Genomic DNA, 16,902 nt, shown 5'->3' on the forward strand with positions numbered 1-16,902 from the left:
GACCATGTGGATCCGCCGCTGCCGCCCGTGGGGCGCCGCCCTGTCCGACGTCCGCCTCGAGCGGGAGCTGGTCGCCGAGGTGGTGCCGGTCGGGGTGGATGCGGCGGACGGCGGCTCCGCCGCGGGCGTCGGGACGGACGCTGCGCGGGCCCGGGCCGACGTCGGGCCCGACGACGTCGACGGGCGCGGACGGCTGCTGCTGCCCGCCTTCGCCGACGTGCACGTCCACCTGGACTCGACCCGGCTGGGGCTGCCCTTCCGGCCGCACACCGGGGCGCCCGGCGTGTGGGCGATGATGCTCAACGACCGGGAGCACTGGCGCCAGGCCGAGGAGGGCATCACCGAGCGGGTGGCGCGGACCCTGGGGATGATGGTCGCCCGCGGCACGACACGGGTGCGCTCCTTCGCCCAGGTCGACGTGGACGCCGGGCTGGAGCGGCTCGAGGCCGTCCTCGCCGCCCGCGAGGCCTTCCGCGACCGGGCCGAGGTGCAGGTCATCGCCTTCCCCCAGGCGGGGCTCCTGCGCGAGGAGGGGTCGGCCCGGGTGCTCGAGGACGCGCTGCGTGCCGGGGCCGACGTCGTGGGCGGCATCGACCCGTGCAGCCTGGACCGCGACCCGGTCCGCCACCTGGACGTCGTCTTCGGCCTGGCCGAGCGGTACGGCCTGCCCGTGGACGTCCACCTGCACGAGCCGGGCGAGCTGGGCCGCTTCTCCGCCGACCTCATCCTGGAGCGGACCCACGCCCTGGGGATGCAGGGCCGCGTGCTGATCTCCCACGGCTACGGGCTGTGGGACGGGACGGAGTCGCAGACGCGGGCGCTGGTGGAGCGGCTCGCCGAGGCCGACGTCGCGACCGCGACGGTGGCGCCGGGAGGCCGGCAGAACCTGCCGCTGCAGCTGCTCGTCGAGCACGGCGTCCGGGTGGGGCTGGGCGAGGACGGGCAGCGCGACTACTGGTCTCCCTACGGCAACGCCGACATGCTCGACCGCACCTGGCAGCTGGCGTTCACGCACGGCTTCCGCCGGGACGACCTCGTCGAGCACTGCCTGGCGGTGGCCACCCGCGGCGGGGCCTCGATCATGGACGCCGACCTGCCCCGGCTCGCCGGGGTGGAGGACCGCCCCGGGCTGGCCGTCGGCGACCGCGCCGACCTGCTGCTCCTCGACGGGGAGACACCCACCGCCGCGGTCATGGACCGGCTGCCCGACCGGACCGTCCTGCACCGCGGTCGGGTGGTGGCCGAGGGGCTCGAGCTGGTCTGAGACCTACTCCAGGTGGGCCAGCACGACGCGGACGGCCCGCTCCACCGGGTGGGCGATGTCGACGACGACCCCGCGCTCGTCCGGCTCGAGCATCTCCAGCGTGTCCAGCTGGGACTCCAGCAGCGTCGGGGGCATGAAGTGCTCTCGCGTCTCCATCCGCTCCAGCAGCAGGCCCTTGTCCCCGTGCATGTGGACGAAGTAGGTCCCGGGGGCACCCTCGCGCAGCAGGTCGCGGTAGCTGCGCTTCAACGAGGAGCAGGACAGGATCGTGCTCTCCCCCCGTTCGTCCCGCTCCTGCGTCCACCGGGCGAGCGTGCGCAGCCACGGCCAGCGGTCCTGGTCCATCAGCGGCCGTCCGGCGGCCATCTTCTCCACGTTGGACGCCGGGTGGTACTCGTCGCCCTCGGCGAACTCCCACCCGAGCCGCTCGTGCAGGGCCCGTGCGATCGTGCTCTTGCCGCACCCCGACACACCCATGACGACGACGTGGACGGGGACGCCGGGGGCCGGTGCGAGCAGGGGGGTCATGCCGGCCACCGTATCGGGGACCCGGCGTGGACGTCGGCTGTTGCCGCCCGTTGCCCGCTCGTCGGGACCCGGCGTGGACGTCGGCTGTTGCCGCCCGTTGCCCGCTCGTCGGGACCCGCCGTCCGGTCACCCCGCCCCGTCGCCCGGCCGACCCAGCTCCTCGACCACCCGGGCGACGAGCGCGGCCTGCGCGTCCACGGCATACCCCGGCAGGGCGTCACCGGCCTGCTCGGCCAGGACGGACAGCTCGGTGCAGCCCAGCACCACCGCGTCGGCGTCGCCGCGCAGGCGCCGCAGGAGGGCGAGGAGGTCGCCGGTGGGGACCTCGACGCCGGCCTTGACCCCGTCGTAGATCATCGTCATGACCGCCCGCTGGCCCTCCTCGTCCGGGACCAGCGGCTCGGCGCCCAGGTCGGTCAGCGCGTCCTGGTAAACCCGGCTCAGGACCGTGCCGTCGGTGGCCAGCACGAGGACGCGCGGCCTGGCGGCGCCCTGCGCGCGGGCCCGGTCGACGGCGGCCTCCGCGCCGACGCGCACCAGCGACAGGAGGGGCAGCGGCAGCTCCTCCGGCAGGAACGCGTGCGCGGTGTTGCACGCGATGACCGCCCGGCTGACGCCCAGCCGGGCGAGCAGCTCCAGGTCCCCCACGAGGTATGGCGTGGGGTCGGGCTGCTCGGGGTCGAGCAGCCGGGCGGTGCGGTCGGGGGTGGAGGAGTGGCCCAGCACGACGGTGTCGAGGTGGTCCTGGTCGCGCGTCACCGGCCACGCCCGCACGAGCGCGTCGAGGAAGGCCACGGTCGCGGCCGGCCCCATCCCGCCCAGCACGCCCAGGACCGGACGGTCCCAGGTGTCCGGCAGCAGGCGTCCGGGGGTGCTCACGAGGTCACCGGGCGGCGGTAGTGGCGGGCGAAGCTGCGCGCGTAGAGCACGTCGTTCTTCAGCTGGGCCAGCCGCCGGTCGCGGCCGCGGTCCGGCCCGTAGACGAAGGGCCGCACGACCCGGCCCGTGCGCCGGATCCGGGCCAGGCGCTCCTTGGTCCGCGGGTCGGTGACGTAGCGCCGCAGCAGCGGCACGGGCACGATCGAGTAGAGCCAGTCGTCGGTCTCCGCGCCGACGTCGAGGCCCTCGTAGGGGTCCAGCCCCTCGACGTGCTCGCGCACCCAGGGCGTGGCGACCGGATGGCCCGCCGCGGTGAGGTACCCGTGCGACCGGCCCAGCCGCGGGTTGAGCTCGAAGAAGTGCTCCCGGCCGTCGCGCGGGTCGACCTTGATGTCGAAGTTGGCCCAGCCGGTCCAGCCCACGTGCTCGAGCAGCCGGGTGGCGTCGGCCATCGCGGAGCTGCTGGCGCCGTGGACGATCGCCAGCGGGTTGCCGATCATCCCCGGGTCGTGGTCCTCCAGCAGGACGTGGCCCATCCGCCCCCACCGGACCCTGCCGGAGCCGTCGGAGTAGGTGGTCAGCACGCGCATCTGCTCGTCCCCGCCGGGGACCCGCTCCTGGACGACGAGCGCACCGGCGTAGCCCGCGCCCGTCATGACCCGGCGCAGGGCGAGCAGCTCGGCCACGTCGGCGGCATACCCCACCTTCTGCTTGCCGGCGTAGAGGAGCCCGTGGAAGGCGGGCGAGTCGGCCGGCTTGACGACCAGCGGGGGGCGCAGGTCGGCCAGCATCCCCGCGACGTCCTGCTCCGCGACGGCGTGGTCGACGACCACCGTGCGCGGGTGGGCGACGCCGACCTCGGCGCACACCTGGGCGAAGCGCTCCTTGTCGCTGAGCCGCTCGATGAGAGGCAGCTCGGGGTAGGGCACGACGACCCGCTCGTCGAACCGGTGGCGCAGGGCCCCGAGCCGTTCCACCCACCAGTCCATCGTGCCCATGAGCATCACCCGGTGGCCGGGCCGGGCGTCGGCCACCCGGTGCACCGCGGCCACCACCTCGTCGAGGTCGTCCAGCCCGGGCACGACCTCGTTGTCGATGATCGCCGACCCGCGGACCGGGGCGGGGACGCCACGGGTCATCACCGTCGTGCGCACCCCGAGCTCGGCGTGGAAGGCCCGCGCCAGGGTGTACGTCGCCAGCTCCCCGCCCATGACCACGGGCACGAAGGGGACGGTGGAGGTGTGCGGGGGCATGCGGGAAAAGTACCAGCCGGCCGGCACGCGCCCGGGCGGACCGACCCCCAGGGTTCACGTGATCCCCCAGGTCGGTCGGGTCGGGCGCGTCGCCGTCACGGCCGTCTCCAGGGCCGGGCCGACCGGCGCCTCAGGTCCCCTCGTCGGCCCAGCCCTGCACCCGGCTGGACTCGTCGAGGACGGCCACCCCGCCCGTGAGCCCGGCGAGCAGCCCGGGCAGCTCCCCGGCCCGGTCGACCGGCACCCGCACGCGCAGCCGGACGCGGTCGGCATACCCCACGGAGGGCACCACGACCCCCCGGGAGCGCAGGTCGTGCTCGAGGCGTCCGGCCAGGTCGTGCCCGACGACGACGTCCACCTCCTCGACCCGCACGCGGGCGAGCACCCGGGCGCCGGCGAGCGCCTCGCGGACGGCCCCGGAGTAGGCGCGGACCAGTCCCCCGCTCCCCAGCAGCGTCCCGCCGAACCACCGGCTGACGACGGCGACGACGTCGGTGAGCCCCGACCCGGTGAGCACCTCGAGCATCGGCGCCCCCGCGGTCCCGCCCGGTTCCCCGTCGTCGTTGCTGCGCACGGTGGCCCCGTCCGGCCCGAGCACGAAGGCCGAGCAGTGGTGCCGCGCGTCCCAGAACGTGCTGCGGGCCTCCTCGACGACCGCCCTGGCCTGCGCCTCGTCCTCGACCCGGCGCAGCCAGCAGGTGAAGACCGAGCGGCGGTCCTCCAGGGTGGCCTCGGCCCCGGCGGCCAGCGTGCGGTAGGAGGAGGGGCCCATCCGGGCAGGGTATGCCGTGGGGCCGGACAGGCCCGCGCCACGGGGTGGGGCTGTCCGGCCGGTGGGGTCGACCTGGCCCGGCCGGTGGGGTCGGGCCGGTCCGACGCTGCGTCGGAGCCGACCTACAGTAGAGACGTGACCCGGTTCCTGCGTCCGCTGATCCTCCTGCTCGCCACGCTGCTGCTGCTCGTGCCCGGGGCGGCGCAGGCCCACGACCAGCTGACCGGGACCGATCCGGTTGACGGCGCGGTGCTGACGGAGGCCCCCGAGGCACTGACCTTCACCTTCTCCGGCGAGGTCGCCCCCGTCGGTGCCCAGGTGGCGGTGACGACCGGCCCCGGGCAGGACCACCTCGTCGGCGAGCCCGTCGTGGACGGCCGGGCGGTCGTGCAGGAGGTCACCGGGATGGTCGACGGGACCTACGAGGTCGCCTGGCGGATCACCAGCTCCGACGGCCACCCGATCTCCGGGACGCTGGGTTTCACGGTCACCACGGGCGACGGCGCCGACGCCGCCGGTGGCGCCGGTGGCGCCGCGGCGCAGGACTACTCCCCCGACGGCACCGACGGCTCGACGCCCGCCGGGGGGACGACCGACGACGGCACGGCCGCTGCCGACGCCGGCGAGGACGAGGAGGACGTCGATCCGCCGGTCGCGCAGGGGGTGGACACCGGCCTGCCCGGGTGGGTCTGGCTCGTCGTGGGGCTCGCCGTCCTGGGGCTGGCGGCGCTGCTGGTGCACACCTGGACCCGCAACCGTCGCGGCTGAGCCCCGGCCGGGGCGATGCGGGCTGTGAGCGTCGTCTCATGTAGCCTTGGGCGCACGAACATTCGCACTCCCGGGCCGGCTGCGCGACCTGATGTGATCAGCAAGCGGTGCCGTTCCGGACGACACGACACGAGGGGGTCACGCCATGGGGCGCGGCCGAGCCAAGGCAAAGCAGATCAAGGTCGCCCGGAAGCTGAAGTACAACTCGGCTCCCAGCACCGACCTCACCGCCCTGGAGCGCGAGCTCCGCAGCGGACGAGGTGAGTTCACCTACGAGAGCGACCACGCGGACGCCGACGAGGAGGACGACGACCAGGACCCGTACGCGGCCTACGTCGACGACTCCGACGACGACGACGAGAGCGACGACGGAGCCTGGGCACCCGGAGGCACCCGTTGAGGTGAGCGCACCCGCCCCGGGCCCCGTGGTGGTGAGGTGACCCACCCGCTCGCCCAGCTCTGGACCAGGTACCGCCAGTACCGCGCACGCGTGGTGCTGGCGTTCCTGCTGTCCACGGTCCGCAAGGTCATGGACGTCGTGCCCGAGCTGCTCATCGGCGCGGCCATCGACGTCGTCGTCCGCGGCAGCGACTCCTTCGTCGCCGACGTGCTGGGTGTGGCCGACCGGCGCGACCAGCTCCTCTGGCTCGCGGTCATCAACGCAGTCGTGTGGGTCCTGGAGTCGATCTTCGACTACCTCTCCGCGCTGACCTGGCGCAACCTGGCCCAGCAGGTCGAGCACGACCTGCGCCTGGAGGTCTACGGGCACGTCCAGGGCCTGGACATGGCCTGGCACGAGTCCCGGCCGACCGGCGGCACGCTCGCGGTCGTCAACGACGACGTCAACCAGCTCGAGCGCTTCCTCGACGCGGGTGTCGACAAGCTGTGGACGCTGGCCCTCAACATCCTCCTGGTCGGTGCCGTCTTCGCGGTCAGCAGCTGGACGCTGACGCTGCTGGCCTTCCTGCCCATCCCGGTGATCGTGGCGGGCTCGCTGTGGTTCCAGCGCCACCTCGTCCCCCGGTACGCCGTGGTCCGCGCCGCCGTCTCCAGGATCAGCGGCCTGGTCTCGGCCAACCTCGGCGGGATGGCCACCATCAAGTCGTTCACCGCCGAGGACCGCGAGCTGGCGCGCGTGCGGGAGGTCTCCGAGGCGTACCGGCTCGCCAACGCCGACGCGATCCGGGCCTCGGCGGCCTTCGTGCCGCTCATCCGGATGGCCATCCTCGCCGGGTTCACCACCACCCTGCTCATGGGCGGGTGGATGGCGCTGGACGGCACCCTGGAGGTCGGTCTGTACTCCGTCCTCGTCTTCATGACCCAGCGCCTCCTGTGGCCGCTGACCTCCGTCGGCGAGGTGCTCGACCTCTACCAGCGCGCGATGGCCTCGGTCCGGCGGATCCTGGCCCTGCTCGACGAGGAGCCGGTCACCGTCCAGGGCGGACGCACGCTCCCCCAGGTGCGCGGCCACCTGGAGCTGGTCGAGGTCCGGGCCGGCTACGCCGACGGCCCCGACGTGCTCCACGGGGTGTCGATGGACGTCCCGGCCGGGCAGGTCCACGCGGTCGTGGGGGCCACGGGAGCGGGCAAGTCCACGCTCCTGCGGCTGCTGCTGCGCTTCGCCGACCCCCGGGCCGGTCAGGTGCTGCTCGACGGCACCGACCTGCGGGAGCTGACCTGGGACTCGCTGCGCGGCCGCATCGGCTACGTGGCCCAGGACGTCTTCCTCTTCGAGGGCACGATCGCTGAGAACATCGCCTACGGCCGCCCCGACGCCACCCGTGAGGAGGTGCGGCGGGCCGCCGAGCAGGCCGCGGCGCACGAGTTCGTCAGCCGGACCGCCCATGGCTACGACACCCTCGTCGGCGAGCGCGGGGTCACCCTCTCCGGCGGCCAGCGCCAGCGCCTGGCGCTGGCCCGGGCCATCCTGCGCGACCCCGCCGTGCTGGTCCTCGACGAGGCCACCTCGGCCGTCGACAACGAGACCGAGGCGGCGATCCAGCGCTCGCTGGCCGAGGTGAGCCAGGGCCGGACCACGATCATGGTGGCCCACCGGCTCTCGACCGTGCGGCACGCCGACCGCATCTGGGTCCTGGAGGCCGGCCGGGTCGTGGAGGCGGGCACCCACGACGAGCTGGTCGCGCGGCCCGGCCCCTACGCCGACCTGTGGGCCGTGCAGACCGGTGTGCTCACGGACGGGGTCGCCTGACCGACCCCGCCCCGGCCACCAGATCGCCCCGACCACCCGGTCGCCCCAAGCACGCGGCCACCCGGTCGCCCCGACCACCCAGCCACCCGGTCCGGAGACGGCTCGTCGGCACCTCGCGGCACGGCATACCCTGGGTCGGCGACGTACGACGGGGAGGACCGCACGCATGGCGACGAGGGCACGGCACGAGGCACGGTGGACGGCCGAGGACGCGGTCGTCAAGGGGCGGGTGGCCCGCAACCGGTTCTGGGTGATCCTCGTGCTGTTCGGCCTCATCGCCGTGATCTCGACGTGGGCCTTCACCCGGCAGCTGAACTTCCAGGACCTGCAGGTGCAGCTGCAGATCTGTCAGGAGCCGCTGGCCGAGGACGCCACGAGCGCCGACGTCGAGGCGGCCGGGTGCACCCCGACCGACGTCACCGAGGAGCGGGTGCGCCTGTGGCACCAGTCCAGTCCGCGCGACCCGGTCTCCGCCGAGGGGCCGACCTGGCAGTTCGAGGACGTGCCGATCGACACGGTGGCCAACGCCGTGCAGGTGGACCTGCCCGAGCCCGCCCGCAGCGTGGTGCTCTTCGACCACGACGAGGGCACCGTGCGCACCGCCCTGACCTCCGACGCCGCCGACACCCGGTGGACCGGGACGGTCGGCACCCGGGGACCGACGAGCTACTGGCTGCTGGTGACCCCCTCTCAGGCGGGGTAGTCCCCCAGCATCATCACCGCGCCCCCGTCGACGCCCTTGGCACCCTGCACGACCGGCGCCCCGTAGGTCGACACGGTGCTGGGATCGCCGACCGCCCCCACCACCCAGGGCTCCGTGCCGTGCGCCCGCAGGATCTCCTGGGCGCGCGCGACACCCTCCGGCGCGACGACGGCGACGAAGCCGACGCCCATGTTGAGCGTCTGCTCCAGGTCCGCCAGCGGGACCCGGCCCAGCTCCTGCACCAGCCCGAAGATCGGTGGCGGGCTCCAGCACCGCTCGACGGTGGCCAGGGTGTCCCTGGGCAGCACCCGGGCCAGGTTGGCCGCCAGCCCGCCGCCGGTGACGTGCGAGAGGGCGTGCAGCCCCACGTCGGCGCGGACCACCTCGAGCAGCGCCCGGGTGTAGATCCGCGTGGGCTCCAGGGCCTCCTCGCCGATGGTGCGACCGAGCTCGTCGACGTGCCGGTCCCAGTCCCACCCGGCGGCCGCGACGACGCGGCGGACGAGGGAGTAGCCGTTGGAGTGCAGCCCCGAGGACGGCAGCGCCAGGACGACGTCGCCGCGCTGCACCCGGTGCGGCCCCAGGACGTCGTCGTGCTCCACCACCCCGGTGGCGGCGCCGGCCACGTCGTACTCGTCCGGGTCGAGCAGCCCGGGGTGCTCGGCGGTCTCCCCGCCGACGAGGGCCACCCCGGCCAGCTCGCAGCCGCGGGCGATGCCCGAAACGATCGCGGCGATCCGCTTGGGCACGACCTTCCCGCAGGCGATGTAGTCGGTCATGAACAGCGGCTCGGCCCCGGAGACGACGATGTCGTCGACGACCATGCCCACGAGGTCCTGGCCGATCGTGTCGTGCACGTCCATCGCCTGGGCGACCGCGACCTTGGTGCCGACCCCGTCGGTGGAGGTGGCCAGCACCGGGCGTCGCATCCCCTTCAGCGCCGAGGCGTCGAACATCCCGGCGAAGCCGCCGAGCCCGCCGAGCACCTCGGGCCGCTGGGCCCGGCGCACGGAGTCCTTCATCAGCTCCACCGCCCGGTCCCCGGCGTGCACGTCGACGCCCGCGCTGGCGTAGGTGATCGGCTGGTCGGTCATCGCGGTCCTCCGGACGGGTCGGTATGGCGCAGCTCGGGTCGGCGGGCGGGTGGACGGGTGGGTGGACGGGTGGGTCGACGGGCGGTGGGCTGGTGCGGGTGGGCCGGTGGGGGCGGTTGGGCGTGCGTGGGCAGCCGGTCAGGGACGTCGCACCGCGTCCGAGCCGCCCAGTGCCGCGCCCAGGCTGACGCCCTCGACGTCGAGGGTGCCCACGTCGGTGGGGTCGACCCCCTCGTGGACGGGGAACTGCAGCTCCAGGACGTCCTTGCCCAGCTGGTCCTCGTGCGGCAGCTCGATCGGGTAGGTGCCGCTGAAGCAGGCGGTGCACAGGGTCGAGGGCTGCTGCTGGGTCGCCTCCACCATGCTGTCCTCGCTGATGTAGCCGAGCGAGTCGGCCCCGATCGTGGCCCGGATCGACTCGGTGTCCAGGCCGGTGGCGATGAGCTCGGCGCGGGTGGCGAAGTCGATCCCGTAGAAGCAGGGCCAGCGCACCGGCGGGGAGGAGATGCGCACGTGCACCTCGGCGGCGCCGGCCTCGCGCAGCATCCGCACCAGGGCCCGCTGGGTGTTGCCGCGCACGATCGAGTCGTCGACGACCACGAGCCGCTTGCCCTTGATCACGTCGCGCAGGGGGTTGAGCTTGAGCCGGATGCCCAGCTGGCGGATCGTCTGGCTGGGGGCGATGAAGGTGCGCCCGACGTAGGCGTTCTTGACCAGGCCGTGGCCGAACGGGATGCCCGAGGCCTCGGCGTAGCCGATCGCGGCGGGGGTGCCGGACTCCGGCGTCGGCATGACCAGGTCGGCCTCGACGGGGTGCTCCCCCGCGAGCCGGCGACCCATCTCCACCCGCGCGTCGTAGACCTCCCGGCCCGCGATCGTGGTGTCCGGCCGGGCCAGGTAGACCCACTCGAAGACGCACCGCTTGGGCGCGGCCTCGCGAACCGCTGCGAGCGCAGGCCGTGCTCGTCCACGGCGATCAGCTCGCCGGGCTCGACCTCCCGCACGACCGAGGCGCCGACGATGTCCAGCGCCGCGGTCTCGGAGGCCACCACCCAGCCGCGCTCGAGGCGACCCAGGACCAGCGGGCGGACCCCCTGGGGGTCGCGCGCGGCATACAGGGTGCCCTCGTCGCAGAAGACAAGGCTGAACGCGCCCCGCAGCAGCGGGAGCACCCGCATCGCCGCCTCCTCCAGGGGAAGGTCCTCGTCGGCGGTGAGCAGGCCGGTGACGATGGCCGTGTCGGTGGTGTTGCCCCGGCCGACCTCGCCCCGGGAGCTGGACAGGTCCCCGCCGTGGGACTCGGCGAGCAGGTCGCGCAGCTCGGCGGTGTTGATGAGGTTGCCGTTGTGGGTCAGCGCCACGGTGCGGTCGGCGGTGCCGCCGAGGGTGGGCTGGGCGTTCTCCCAGGAGTTGCGCCCGGTGGTGGAGTAGCGGCAGTGGCCGACCGCCAGGTGGCCCTGCAGCGAGGCGAGCGCGGACTCGTCGAAGACCTGGCTGACCAGCCCGACGTCCTTGTAGACCACCAGCCGCTGACCGTCGCTCGTCGCGATGCCGGCCGCCTCCTGGCCGCGGTGCTGCAGCGCGTAGAGGCCGAAGTAGGTCAGCTTGGCGACCTCCTCGCCGGGGGCCCACACCCCGAACACCCCGCAGGCGTCCTGGGGCAGGCGCTCCCCGGGCAGCAGGTCGTGCGAGAGCCGTCCGTCAGCGCGTGCCACGGCCCGATCATCCCACAGGGGCCGGGCAGGGGTATGCCGTGCGCCGAGGGCCCCGACGCCTACCCTGGGCGGGTGCGCATCGACATCTGGTCCGACATCGTCTGCCCGTGGTGCTCCATCGGCCGGCGCCGCCTCGAGCGGGCCCTGGAGCTCGTGCGTGACGAGGGGACGGCGGGCGCCGAGGACGTGGAGGTGGTCTGGCGCTCCTTCCAGCTCGACCCCGACGCCCCGGTGCCGCCCGCCGAGACGACGGTGGAGGCGCTCGGGCGGCGCTACGCCGCCGGCCCCGCGCAGGTGGCGGCGATGGTCGGGCAGGTGCGGGACCTGGCCGCCCAGGAGGGGCTGACCCACCGACCCGAGGCCGCCCCGCACGTCAACACCCACGACGCGCACCGGCTCCTGCACCTGGCCCGCGAGGAGGGCGGGGCGCCGCTGCAGGCGGAGGCGGTCGCGGCGCTGATGACGGCCTACCACGCCGGGGCGCGCGACGTCAGCGACCACAGGGTGCTGCGGGAGGTGGCGGGCGAGGTCGGGCTCCCGGCCGACCGGGTGGACGAGGTGCTCGCCGGGCAGGAGTTCGCCGGGGCGGTGGCCGCCGACGTGGAGCAGGCCAGGGCCTACGGCGCGACCGGCGTGCCGTTCGTCGTCGTGGCGGACCGCTACGGCGTCGCGGGGGCCCAGCCGGTGGACGCCTTCGCCGACGCAATCAGGCGCGGCCTGGCCCGGGGGTGAGCAGCCGGGCGGCGACCGCGGGCGGTCAGTCCTGCCCGCGCAGGCTGGAGCGGTCGGCCACCAGGTAGGCCACCGCCGCGACCAGGCCCAGGAGGAGCGCACCCACCACGGCGAGCAGGACCACCTCCTGCCCCTGCGTCCGGCCGTAGGCGTCCGGGCCCAGCCAGCCGATCAGCCCGCCGAGGACCGCCCCGAGGACGGTGCCGGTGACGAGGAACCTGACCAGGTCCGGACGGCGCCGCACGGGCACGTGCTGGGGGCCGGGCTGGTCCACGGTCTCGATGTCGTCTCGCTGTCGTGCCACGCCTCCCAGTATCACCCCGGCGGCTGAGAGATCCCTCCGAGCGCCGGTCAGGAGTACGCTACGAGGTCTCGGGGTCCCGGCCGTCGCCCGCGGCCGGTGATCGCACCGTGCGAGGAGCTCCGTGTGGTCGCTGCACCCACCCCGGCCGACCTGGCGGTCCAGATCCTGGACGCGCCGGACGCGCCCCGCGGCCGTCGAGGTGATGGCCGACTGGCTCGTGCAGGTCAGCGGCGCCGGCCTGGCCGCGCGGCTGCGGTTCGGTGTCGACGTGACGGACTGGGAGATCATGGCCCCGTCGTGGGCCCCGCTACCCCCTGCCGCGGAGTGGCCGGGGCCGGAGCGTTTCCGCCAGCACCCGTTCACCCGGTTCCACCGGGACACCGGCACCCTGCGCCCCACGCTCCTGCAGGACGCCGTGGCGGCGGGCTGGACCGGGGACGCCCGGACGCACGAGGAGTACGAGCGGCTGCACCTCTCCCCCCACCAGCTGACGATCCCCACCGTGCGCGACCCCCGGCCGCTGCGCCAGGGCGCCTGGCTGGGGTGGGTGCTCGTCTCCGAGGAGCCGCTGCCCTCCTGCGCGGTCGACCGGATCGTCGAGGCGGCCCCGACGATCGTCGGGGCGGACCACCACCTGGGGCTGCTGGCCCGGCTCGGCCCTGCGCCGGGCCCTGCACCGGGCCCGGCGGCTGCCCCGGCGGGCCCGGACCGCCCCGCGAGTCCGCCCGGCCCCGTCGCGGCAGCCGACGCGCCCCGGCTGACCGCCCGGGAGCGGATGGTCCTGGTGATGCTGGCCCAGGGGCGCACGGCCGCGGGGATCGCCGCCCGGCTGGCGATCTCCCCGCGGACCGTGCACAAGCACCAGGAGCACCTCTACCGCAAGCTCGGTGCGGTCGACCGGCTCTCGGCCGTCCTCACCGGCCAGCAGCTCGGGCTGCTGCCGGCACCGCCCCTCCTGGACCCGGTGCCGGACGCCTCCACCCGGGAGCGGGCGCTCAGTCCATCGGGGGCAGCGTGCAGCCTGCCGGTCCCAGGGCTCCCACCACCCCTCCGATGAGGCTGCCGAACTGGTCGTCGGTCAGGTAGCCGATCGGCGGTGGGTTCTTGCCCTTGGCTTTGGCCCCTCCGCCGATCGTCGCCCGGCTGTGGATCAGCGGCTCCCGCGGAAAGTCCCACGTCTGGACCCACTCCGCCACGGCCGCGTCCGCGAGCGGCCCGCACGTCTCCTGCTCGTCCGGGGCGACGAGGAACATCCGCACCATCCCGCTGACCGGCATCCAGGCCGAGCCGTTGGCGGCGAGGTTGTCGTAGGCCTGCTGCTGCCAGTCGTGCTTGTAGCACTCGTGGGCCGACGCGGCACCAGCCCCGAGCAGGGACAGTGCGGCTCCTGCCGCCAGGGCCCGGACGGCCCGCTGACGCATCCGCATGGTCTTCTCCTTCGGTGTCGTGCCCCCCGGCGGGGCACTTCCGGACCAGCGTGGCGGCCCGGGTGCGGCCCACGCCATACGCAGAGGTGCGTATGCCGTGCCGCAGCCCGTGCGCACGTCCCCCGGCGGGAAAGGGCCCGGCTCAGGCCAGCGGCAGGTGCTCCGCCAGGTCGGCCCGTCGGCCCGAGGCCCGGACGGCCCCCTCTGCGAGGGCGTCGTCCCAGGTCAGCCGGCCGGTGGCGAGCGCCAGCCAGGTGGCCGCGTCGGTCTCGACGACGTTCGTCGGCGTGCCGCGGGTGTGCCGCGGCCCCTCGATGCACTGCACGGCGGCGTAGGGCGGCACCCGCACCTCGACCGAGCGGCCGGGGGCACGCAGGGCCAGCTCCTCGGTGGTCCACCGCACCGCCGGGCCCAGCACGGCCCGCCCGAGGGCGGCGGAGGCGGCACGCCATACCTGCGGGTCGTCCTCGCCCTGGGTGGCCGCGCGCCAGGCCGCCAGGGCCTGCTCCCCCTCGGCGGGGTCGGTGCGCCGTCGTGCCGGCACCCCTCAGCCCAGGGGGTCGCGCTCGATCGGGCAGGACATGCAGCGGGGCCCGCCGCGGCCCCGGCCCAGCTCGGAGCCGGAGATGGTCAGCACCTCCACCCCCTGGGCGCGCAGGTGGTCGTTGGTCACCGTGTTGCGCTCGTACCCCACGACCACACCGGGCTCGAGGGCGAGCACGTTGCAGCCGTCGTCCCACTGCTCGCGGGCGGCGGCGGGGGTCCTGGTCGGCGGCGAGCACCCGCAGGGAGTCGATCCCCAGGGCCTCGGCGATGACGTCCATCATCCGCTCGGGCGCGTTGCGACGGATGACCACGTCCACCTCGCCGTCGCCGGACGGGTCGCCGGCGGTCATCGTCCACGACGGCAGGTCCGGCAGCCCGCTGTAGCGGGTGAAGGTGCCCTCGTCGATCATCGTCATGACGGTGTCGAGGTGCATGACCGCCCGGGCCTTGGGCATGTCGAGGGCGACGACGGTGGTGAAGTCGCCGGCCGCGAGCATCCGGCGGGCGAGGCGCTCGACCCCCATCGCGGTGGTGCGCTCGGAGAGCCCGACGAGGACCACGCCGTTGCCGAGCACCAGGACGTCGCCGCCCTCGGCGGTGGCCGGCCCGTCGTGCACGCCGTGGGCCCACCAGCGCATGCCGGCCCCGGCGAACATCGGGTGGTAGGTGTAGATCGCGTCGTAGTGCACCGTCTCGCGGCGACGGGCCTTCTTGTGCATCGAGTTCACGGCCACGCCGTCGTGCACCCAGGCGGAGGTGTCCCGGGTGAACAGGTGGTTGGGCAGCGGCGCGAGCACCGCGTCGTAGAGGTCGAGCTGCTCGATCATCAGCGACTGCGGCGCGGGCAGGACCTCGAGGATCTCGGCCTTGGTGATCCCCCCGATGAGGTGGCGGGTCAGCAGCGCGTCGTCCATCTGCTCGAACGCGGTACGCAGCTCCTCGGCGGCCATCGGCCCGACGTGCCGCTGGTCGAGCGAGGCGTCCAGGATGTAGCGCCGGGCCTCCGGCACCGCGACGGTCTCGCGCAGCAGCTGGTCGAAGTGGTGCACCGTGATGCCGCGCTCGGTCATCACGCGGGAGAAGTCGTCGTGCTCCTCCTGGGCCTTCTCGACCCACAGGATCTCGTCGAAGAGGTAGCGCTCCTTGTTCGCCGGGGTGAGCCGGTGCATCTCCAGGCCCGGGCGGTGGACGATGACCTGGCGCAGGCGCCCGACCTCGGAGCCGACGTGGAACGGCATGCCGTCGCTTCCTCTCTTCTGGGGAGGCTCCCGACGCGGGACGCCGAGGGCGCCCCATCCTCCCACGGACCGGGTATGCGGTGCAGGGGGCTGCGGGTGCGCGTCGGGGTGCGGGTGGAGGACGGCGCGGGGACGGTGGAGGGCCTCCTCGTGCAGACGGCGGGGCGGGTACGACGCGGGGACGGTGGGGGGCCTTCTCGGGCAGACGGCGGGGCGGCTCCCTCACGGCGGCGGTGGCAGGATGGGGGCCATGCGAGCCACGATCCTCCACGCGCCCGGCGACGTCCGTCTCGAGGAGGTGCCCGACCCGCAGCTGGTCCGCCCGACGGATGCGATCGTGCGGGTGAGCGCCAGCTGCGTGTGCGGCTCGGACCTGTGGCCCTACCGGGGGATCAACAAGGTGTCCAAGCCCCAGCGCATCGGCCACGAGTTCGTGGGCGTCGTCGAGGAGGTGGGGGCCGAGGTGAAGACCGTGCGGCCCGGGCAGTTCGTCATCGCGCCGTTCCGGTTCAGCTGCGGGGAGTGCGCGCACTGCCGGAACGGGGTGCAGACCTCGTGCGTGCTGGGCGGCGACGGCTGGGGCGGCCGGGACGGGGACGGCGAGTGGACCCCCGGGTGCCAGGGGGAGGTCATGCGGGTGCCCTACGCCGACGCGACCCTCGTCGCCACGCCCGAGGTGCCGGACGAGGCGATGCTGCCCTCGATGCTGGCGCTGTCCGACGTCATGGCCACCGGATGGCACTGCGCGGTCTCGGCCGGGGTGCAGGAGGGCGAGACCGTCGTGGTGGTCGGCGACGGGGCCGTCGGTCTGTCGGCCGTGCTGTCGGCGGCCCGGATGGGCGCGGGGCGGGTCGTGGCGATGTCGCGGCACGTGCCGCGCCAGGAGATCGCCCGGCGGTTCGGCGCCACCGACGTGGTCGCCGAGCGCGGCGCCGAGGGTGCGGAGAAGATCCTGGAGCTGACCGACGGCGTGGGGGCCGACCGGGTGCTGGAGTGCGTCGGGACCGGGGAGTCGATGACGCAGGCCTTCGACTCGGCGCGGCCGGGCGGGACCGTCGGCTTCGTCGGCGTCCCGCACGGAGTGGAGGTGCCGGTCGGGCGGATGTTCCGGCACAACGTCGCGCTGGCCGGCGGGGTGGCGCCGGTGCGGCACTACCTGGAGCAGCTGCGCGACGACGTGCTGGCCGGGGAGATCGACCCGGGTCTGGTGTTCGACCTGACGCTGCCGCTGGCCGAGGTCGCCGAGGCCTACCGCGCGATGGACGAGCGCCGGGCGATCAAGGTGATGCTCACGCCCTGACGGTGGGCGGCCACCGGCGGGGTGCCGTCCCGGTCCGGCGAGGAGCTCCGTCGGACGCCCTGCACCTGGCCGCCACCGGGCAGGCCGGCCGGTGTCGACAGCGGTCTCGCCCGGTCTGCGAAGGGCTCTCGACCGGTCTGCACAGGGGTCTCATCCGGTCTGCACAGGGG

The 16,902-nt window shown here is 74.6% G+C and carries 17 protein-coding genes and 2 pseudogenes; 8 read left to right on the forward strand and 11 right to left on the reverse strand.

Annotation, left to right across the window (positions count from 1 at the left end; all coding sequences use genetic code 11):
• Window positions 1-4 precede the first annotated feature (4 nt).
• On the forward strand, window positions 5-1,264 hold the full coding sequence (locus ACQ95T_RS16890; protein ID WP_425941965.1) for an amidohydrolase family protein: 1,260 nt from the start codon (window positions 5-7) through the stop codon (window positions 1,262-1,264).
• Window positions 1,265-1,267: 3 nt separating this feature from the next.
• Here ACQ95T_RS16890 and ACQ95T_RS16895 read toward each other — a convergent pair whose 3' ends face one another.
• From ACQ95T_RS16895 to ACQ95T_RS16910, 4 genes are all read right to left on the reverse strand, one after another.
• Window positions 1,268-1,792, reverse strand: coding sequence for a gluconokinase (locus tag ACQ95T_RS16895; protein WP_425941966.1), 525 nt, complete (start codon window positions 1,790-1,792; stop codon window positions 1,268-1,270).
• 126 nt (window positions 1,793-1,918) lie between these two features.
• Entirely contained in the window at window positions 1,919-2,671 is a 753-nt protein-coding gene (locus ACQ95T_RS16900) for an aspartate/glutamate racemase family protein (RefSeq protein WP_425941968.1), read from the reverse strand.
• A complete protein-coding gene (locus ACQ95T_RS16905) occupies window positions 2,668-3,924 on the reverse strand; it encodes a carboxylate--amine ligase (protein WP_425941970.1) in 1,257 nt (418 codons plus the stop codon). The genes ACQ95T_RS16900 and ACQ95T_RS16905 overlap by 4 nt, the downstream gene beginning before the upstream one ends.
• Before the next feature lie 130 nt (window positions 3,925-4,054).
• Entirely contained in the window at window positions 4,055-4,696 is a 642-nt protein-coding gene (locus tag ACQ95T_RS16910; protein ID WP_425941972.1) for an IMPACT family protein, read from the reverse strand.
• 135 nt (window positions 4,697-4,831) lie between these two features.
• On the opposite strand from ACQ95T_RS16910, the gene ACQ95T_RS16915 reads away from it, so the two are divergent.
• From ACQ95T_RS16915 to ACQ95T_RS16930, 4 genes are all read left to right on the forward strand, one after another.
• Complete coding sequence (locus ACQ95T_RS16915) at window positions 4,832-5,464, forward strand: copper resistance CopC family protein (protein WP_425941974.1); 633 nt, start codon at window positions 4,832-4,834, stop codon at window positions 5,462-5,464.
• A 145-nt stretch (window positions 5,465-5,609) separates the two neighbouring features.
• Window positions 5,610-5,864 (forward strand): DUF3073 domain-containing protein, encoded by a 255-nt coding sequence (locus ACQ95T_RS16920; RefSeq protein WP_425941976.1) that lies wholly within the window; start codon window positions 5,610-5,612, stop codon window positions 5,862-5,864.
• Between the two features lie 36 nt (window positions 5,865-5,900).
• Entirely contained in the window at window positions 5,901-7,673 is a 1,773-nt protein-coding gene (locus ACQ95T_RS16925; RefSeq protein WP_425941978.1) for an ABC transporter ATP-binding protein, read from the forward strand.
• Window positions 7,674-7,839: 166 nt separating this feature from the next.
• On the forward strand, window positions 7,840-8,376 hold the full coding sequence (locus ACQ95T_RS16930; protein ID WP_425941980.1) for a hypothetical protein: 537 nt from the start codon (window positions 7,840-7,842) through the stop codon (window positions 8,374-8,376).
• Here ACQ95T_RS16930 and purM read toward each other — a convergent pair.
• Window positions 8,364-9,470: a phosphoribosylformylglycinamidine cyclo-ligase gene (gene purM, locus ACQ95T_RS16935; protein WP_425941982.1), complete on the reverse strand. Its 1,107-nt coding sequence runs from the start codon at window positions 9,468-9,470 to the stop codon at window positions 8,364-8,366. The genes ACQ95T_RS16930 and purM overlap by 13 nt on opposite strands.
• A 138-nt stretch (window positions 9,471-9,608) precedes the next feature.
• Window positions 9,609-11,185 (reverse strand): annotated as a pseudogene (purF, locus tag ACQ95T_RS16940) (amidophosphoribosyltransferase).
• Window positions 11,186-11,257: 72 nt separating this feature from the next.
• Here purF and ACQ95T_RS16945 point away from each other — a divergent pair.
• Window positions 11,258-11,917, forward strand: a complete 660-nt coding sequence (locus ACQ95T_RS16945; protein ID WP_431473144.1) for a DsbA family oxidoreductase — start codon at window positions 11,258-11,260, stop codon at window positions 11,915-11,917.
• Between the two features lie 25 nt (window positions 11,918-11,942).
• On the opposite strand, the gene ACQ95T_RS16950 is transcribed toward ACQ95T_RS16945, so the two are convergent.
• Window positions 11,943-12,221, reverse strand: coding sequence for a hypothetical protein (locus ACQ95T_RS16950; RefSeq protein ID WP_425941988.1), 279 nt, complete (start codon window positions 12,219-12,221; stop codon window positions 11,943-11,945).
• A 202-nt stretch (window positions 12,222-12,423) separates the two neighbouring features.
• On the opposite strand from ACQ95T_RS16950, the gene ACQ95T_RS16955 reads away from it, so the two are divergent.
• Entirely contained in the window at window positions 12,424-13,278 is an 855-nt protein-coding gene (locus ACQ95T_RS16955) for a helix-turn-helix domain-containing protein (protein WP_431473145.1), read from the forward strand.
• Here the strand turns inward: ACQ95T_RS16955 and ACQ95T_RS16960 are convergent.
• The 4 genes and pseudogenes from ACQ95T_RS16960 to ACQ95T_RS16975 all read right to left on the reverse strand — a co-directional run.
• A complete protein-coding gene (locus ACQ95T_RS16960; RefSeq protein ID WP_425941992.1) occupies window positions 13,217-13,648 on the reverse strand; it encodes a hypothetical protein in 432 nt (143 codons plus the stop codon). The genes ACQ95T_RS16955 and ACQ95T_RS16960 overlap by 62 nt on opposite strands.
• Window positions 13,649-13,790: 142 nt before the next feature.
• Window positions 13,791-14,192 carry a sterol carrier family protein gene (locus tag ACQ95T_RS16965; RefSeq protein WP_425941994.1) on the reverse strand — a complete coding sequence of 134 codons (402 nt, stop codon included), beginning with the start codon at window positions 14,190-14,192 and terminating at the stop codon, window positions 13,791-13,793.
• A gap of 3 nt (window positions 14,193-14,195) precedes the next feature.
• Window positions 14,196-14,369 (reverse strand): arginine deiminase family protein, encoded by a 174-nt coding sequence (locus ACQ95T_RS16970; protein ID WP_431473146.1) that lies wholly within the window; start codon window positions 14,367-14,369, stop codon window positions 14,196-14,198.
• 109 nt (window positions 14,370-14,478) lie between these two features.
• Window positions 14,479-15,432 (reverse strand): annotated as a pseudogene (locus tag ACQ95T_RS16975) (arginine deiminase family protein); the annotation flags it as partial.
• A gap of 250 nt (window positions 15,433-15,682) precedes the next feature.
• Between ACQ95T_RS16975 and ACQ95T_RS16980 the strand changes: the two are divergent.
• Window positions 15,683-16,732, forward strand: a complete 1,050-nt coding sequence (locus tag ACQ95T_RS16980; protein WP_425941998.1) for a zinc-dependent alcohol dehydrogenase family protein — start codon at window positions 15,683-15,685, stop codon at window positions 16,730-16,732.
• Window positions 16,733-16,902 lie beyond the last annotated feature (170 nt).

This window comes from Ornithinimicrobium carbonis (assembly GCF_050703245.1).
Classification (GTDB): Bacteria; Actinomycetota; Actinomycetes; order Actinomycetales; family Dermatophilaceae; genus Ornithinicoccus.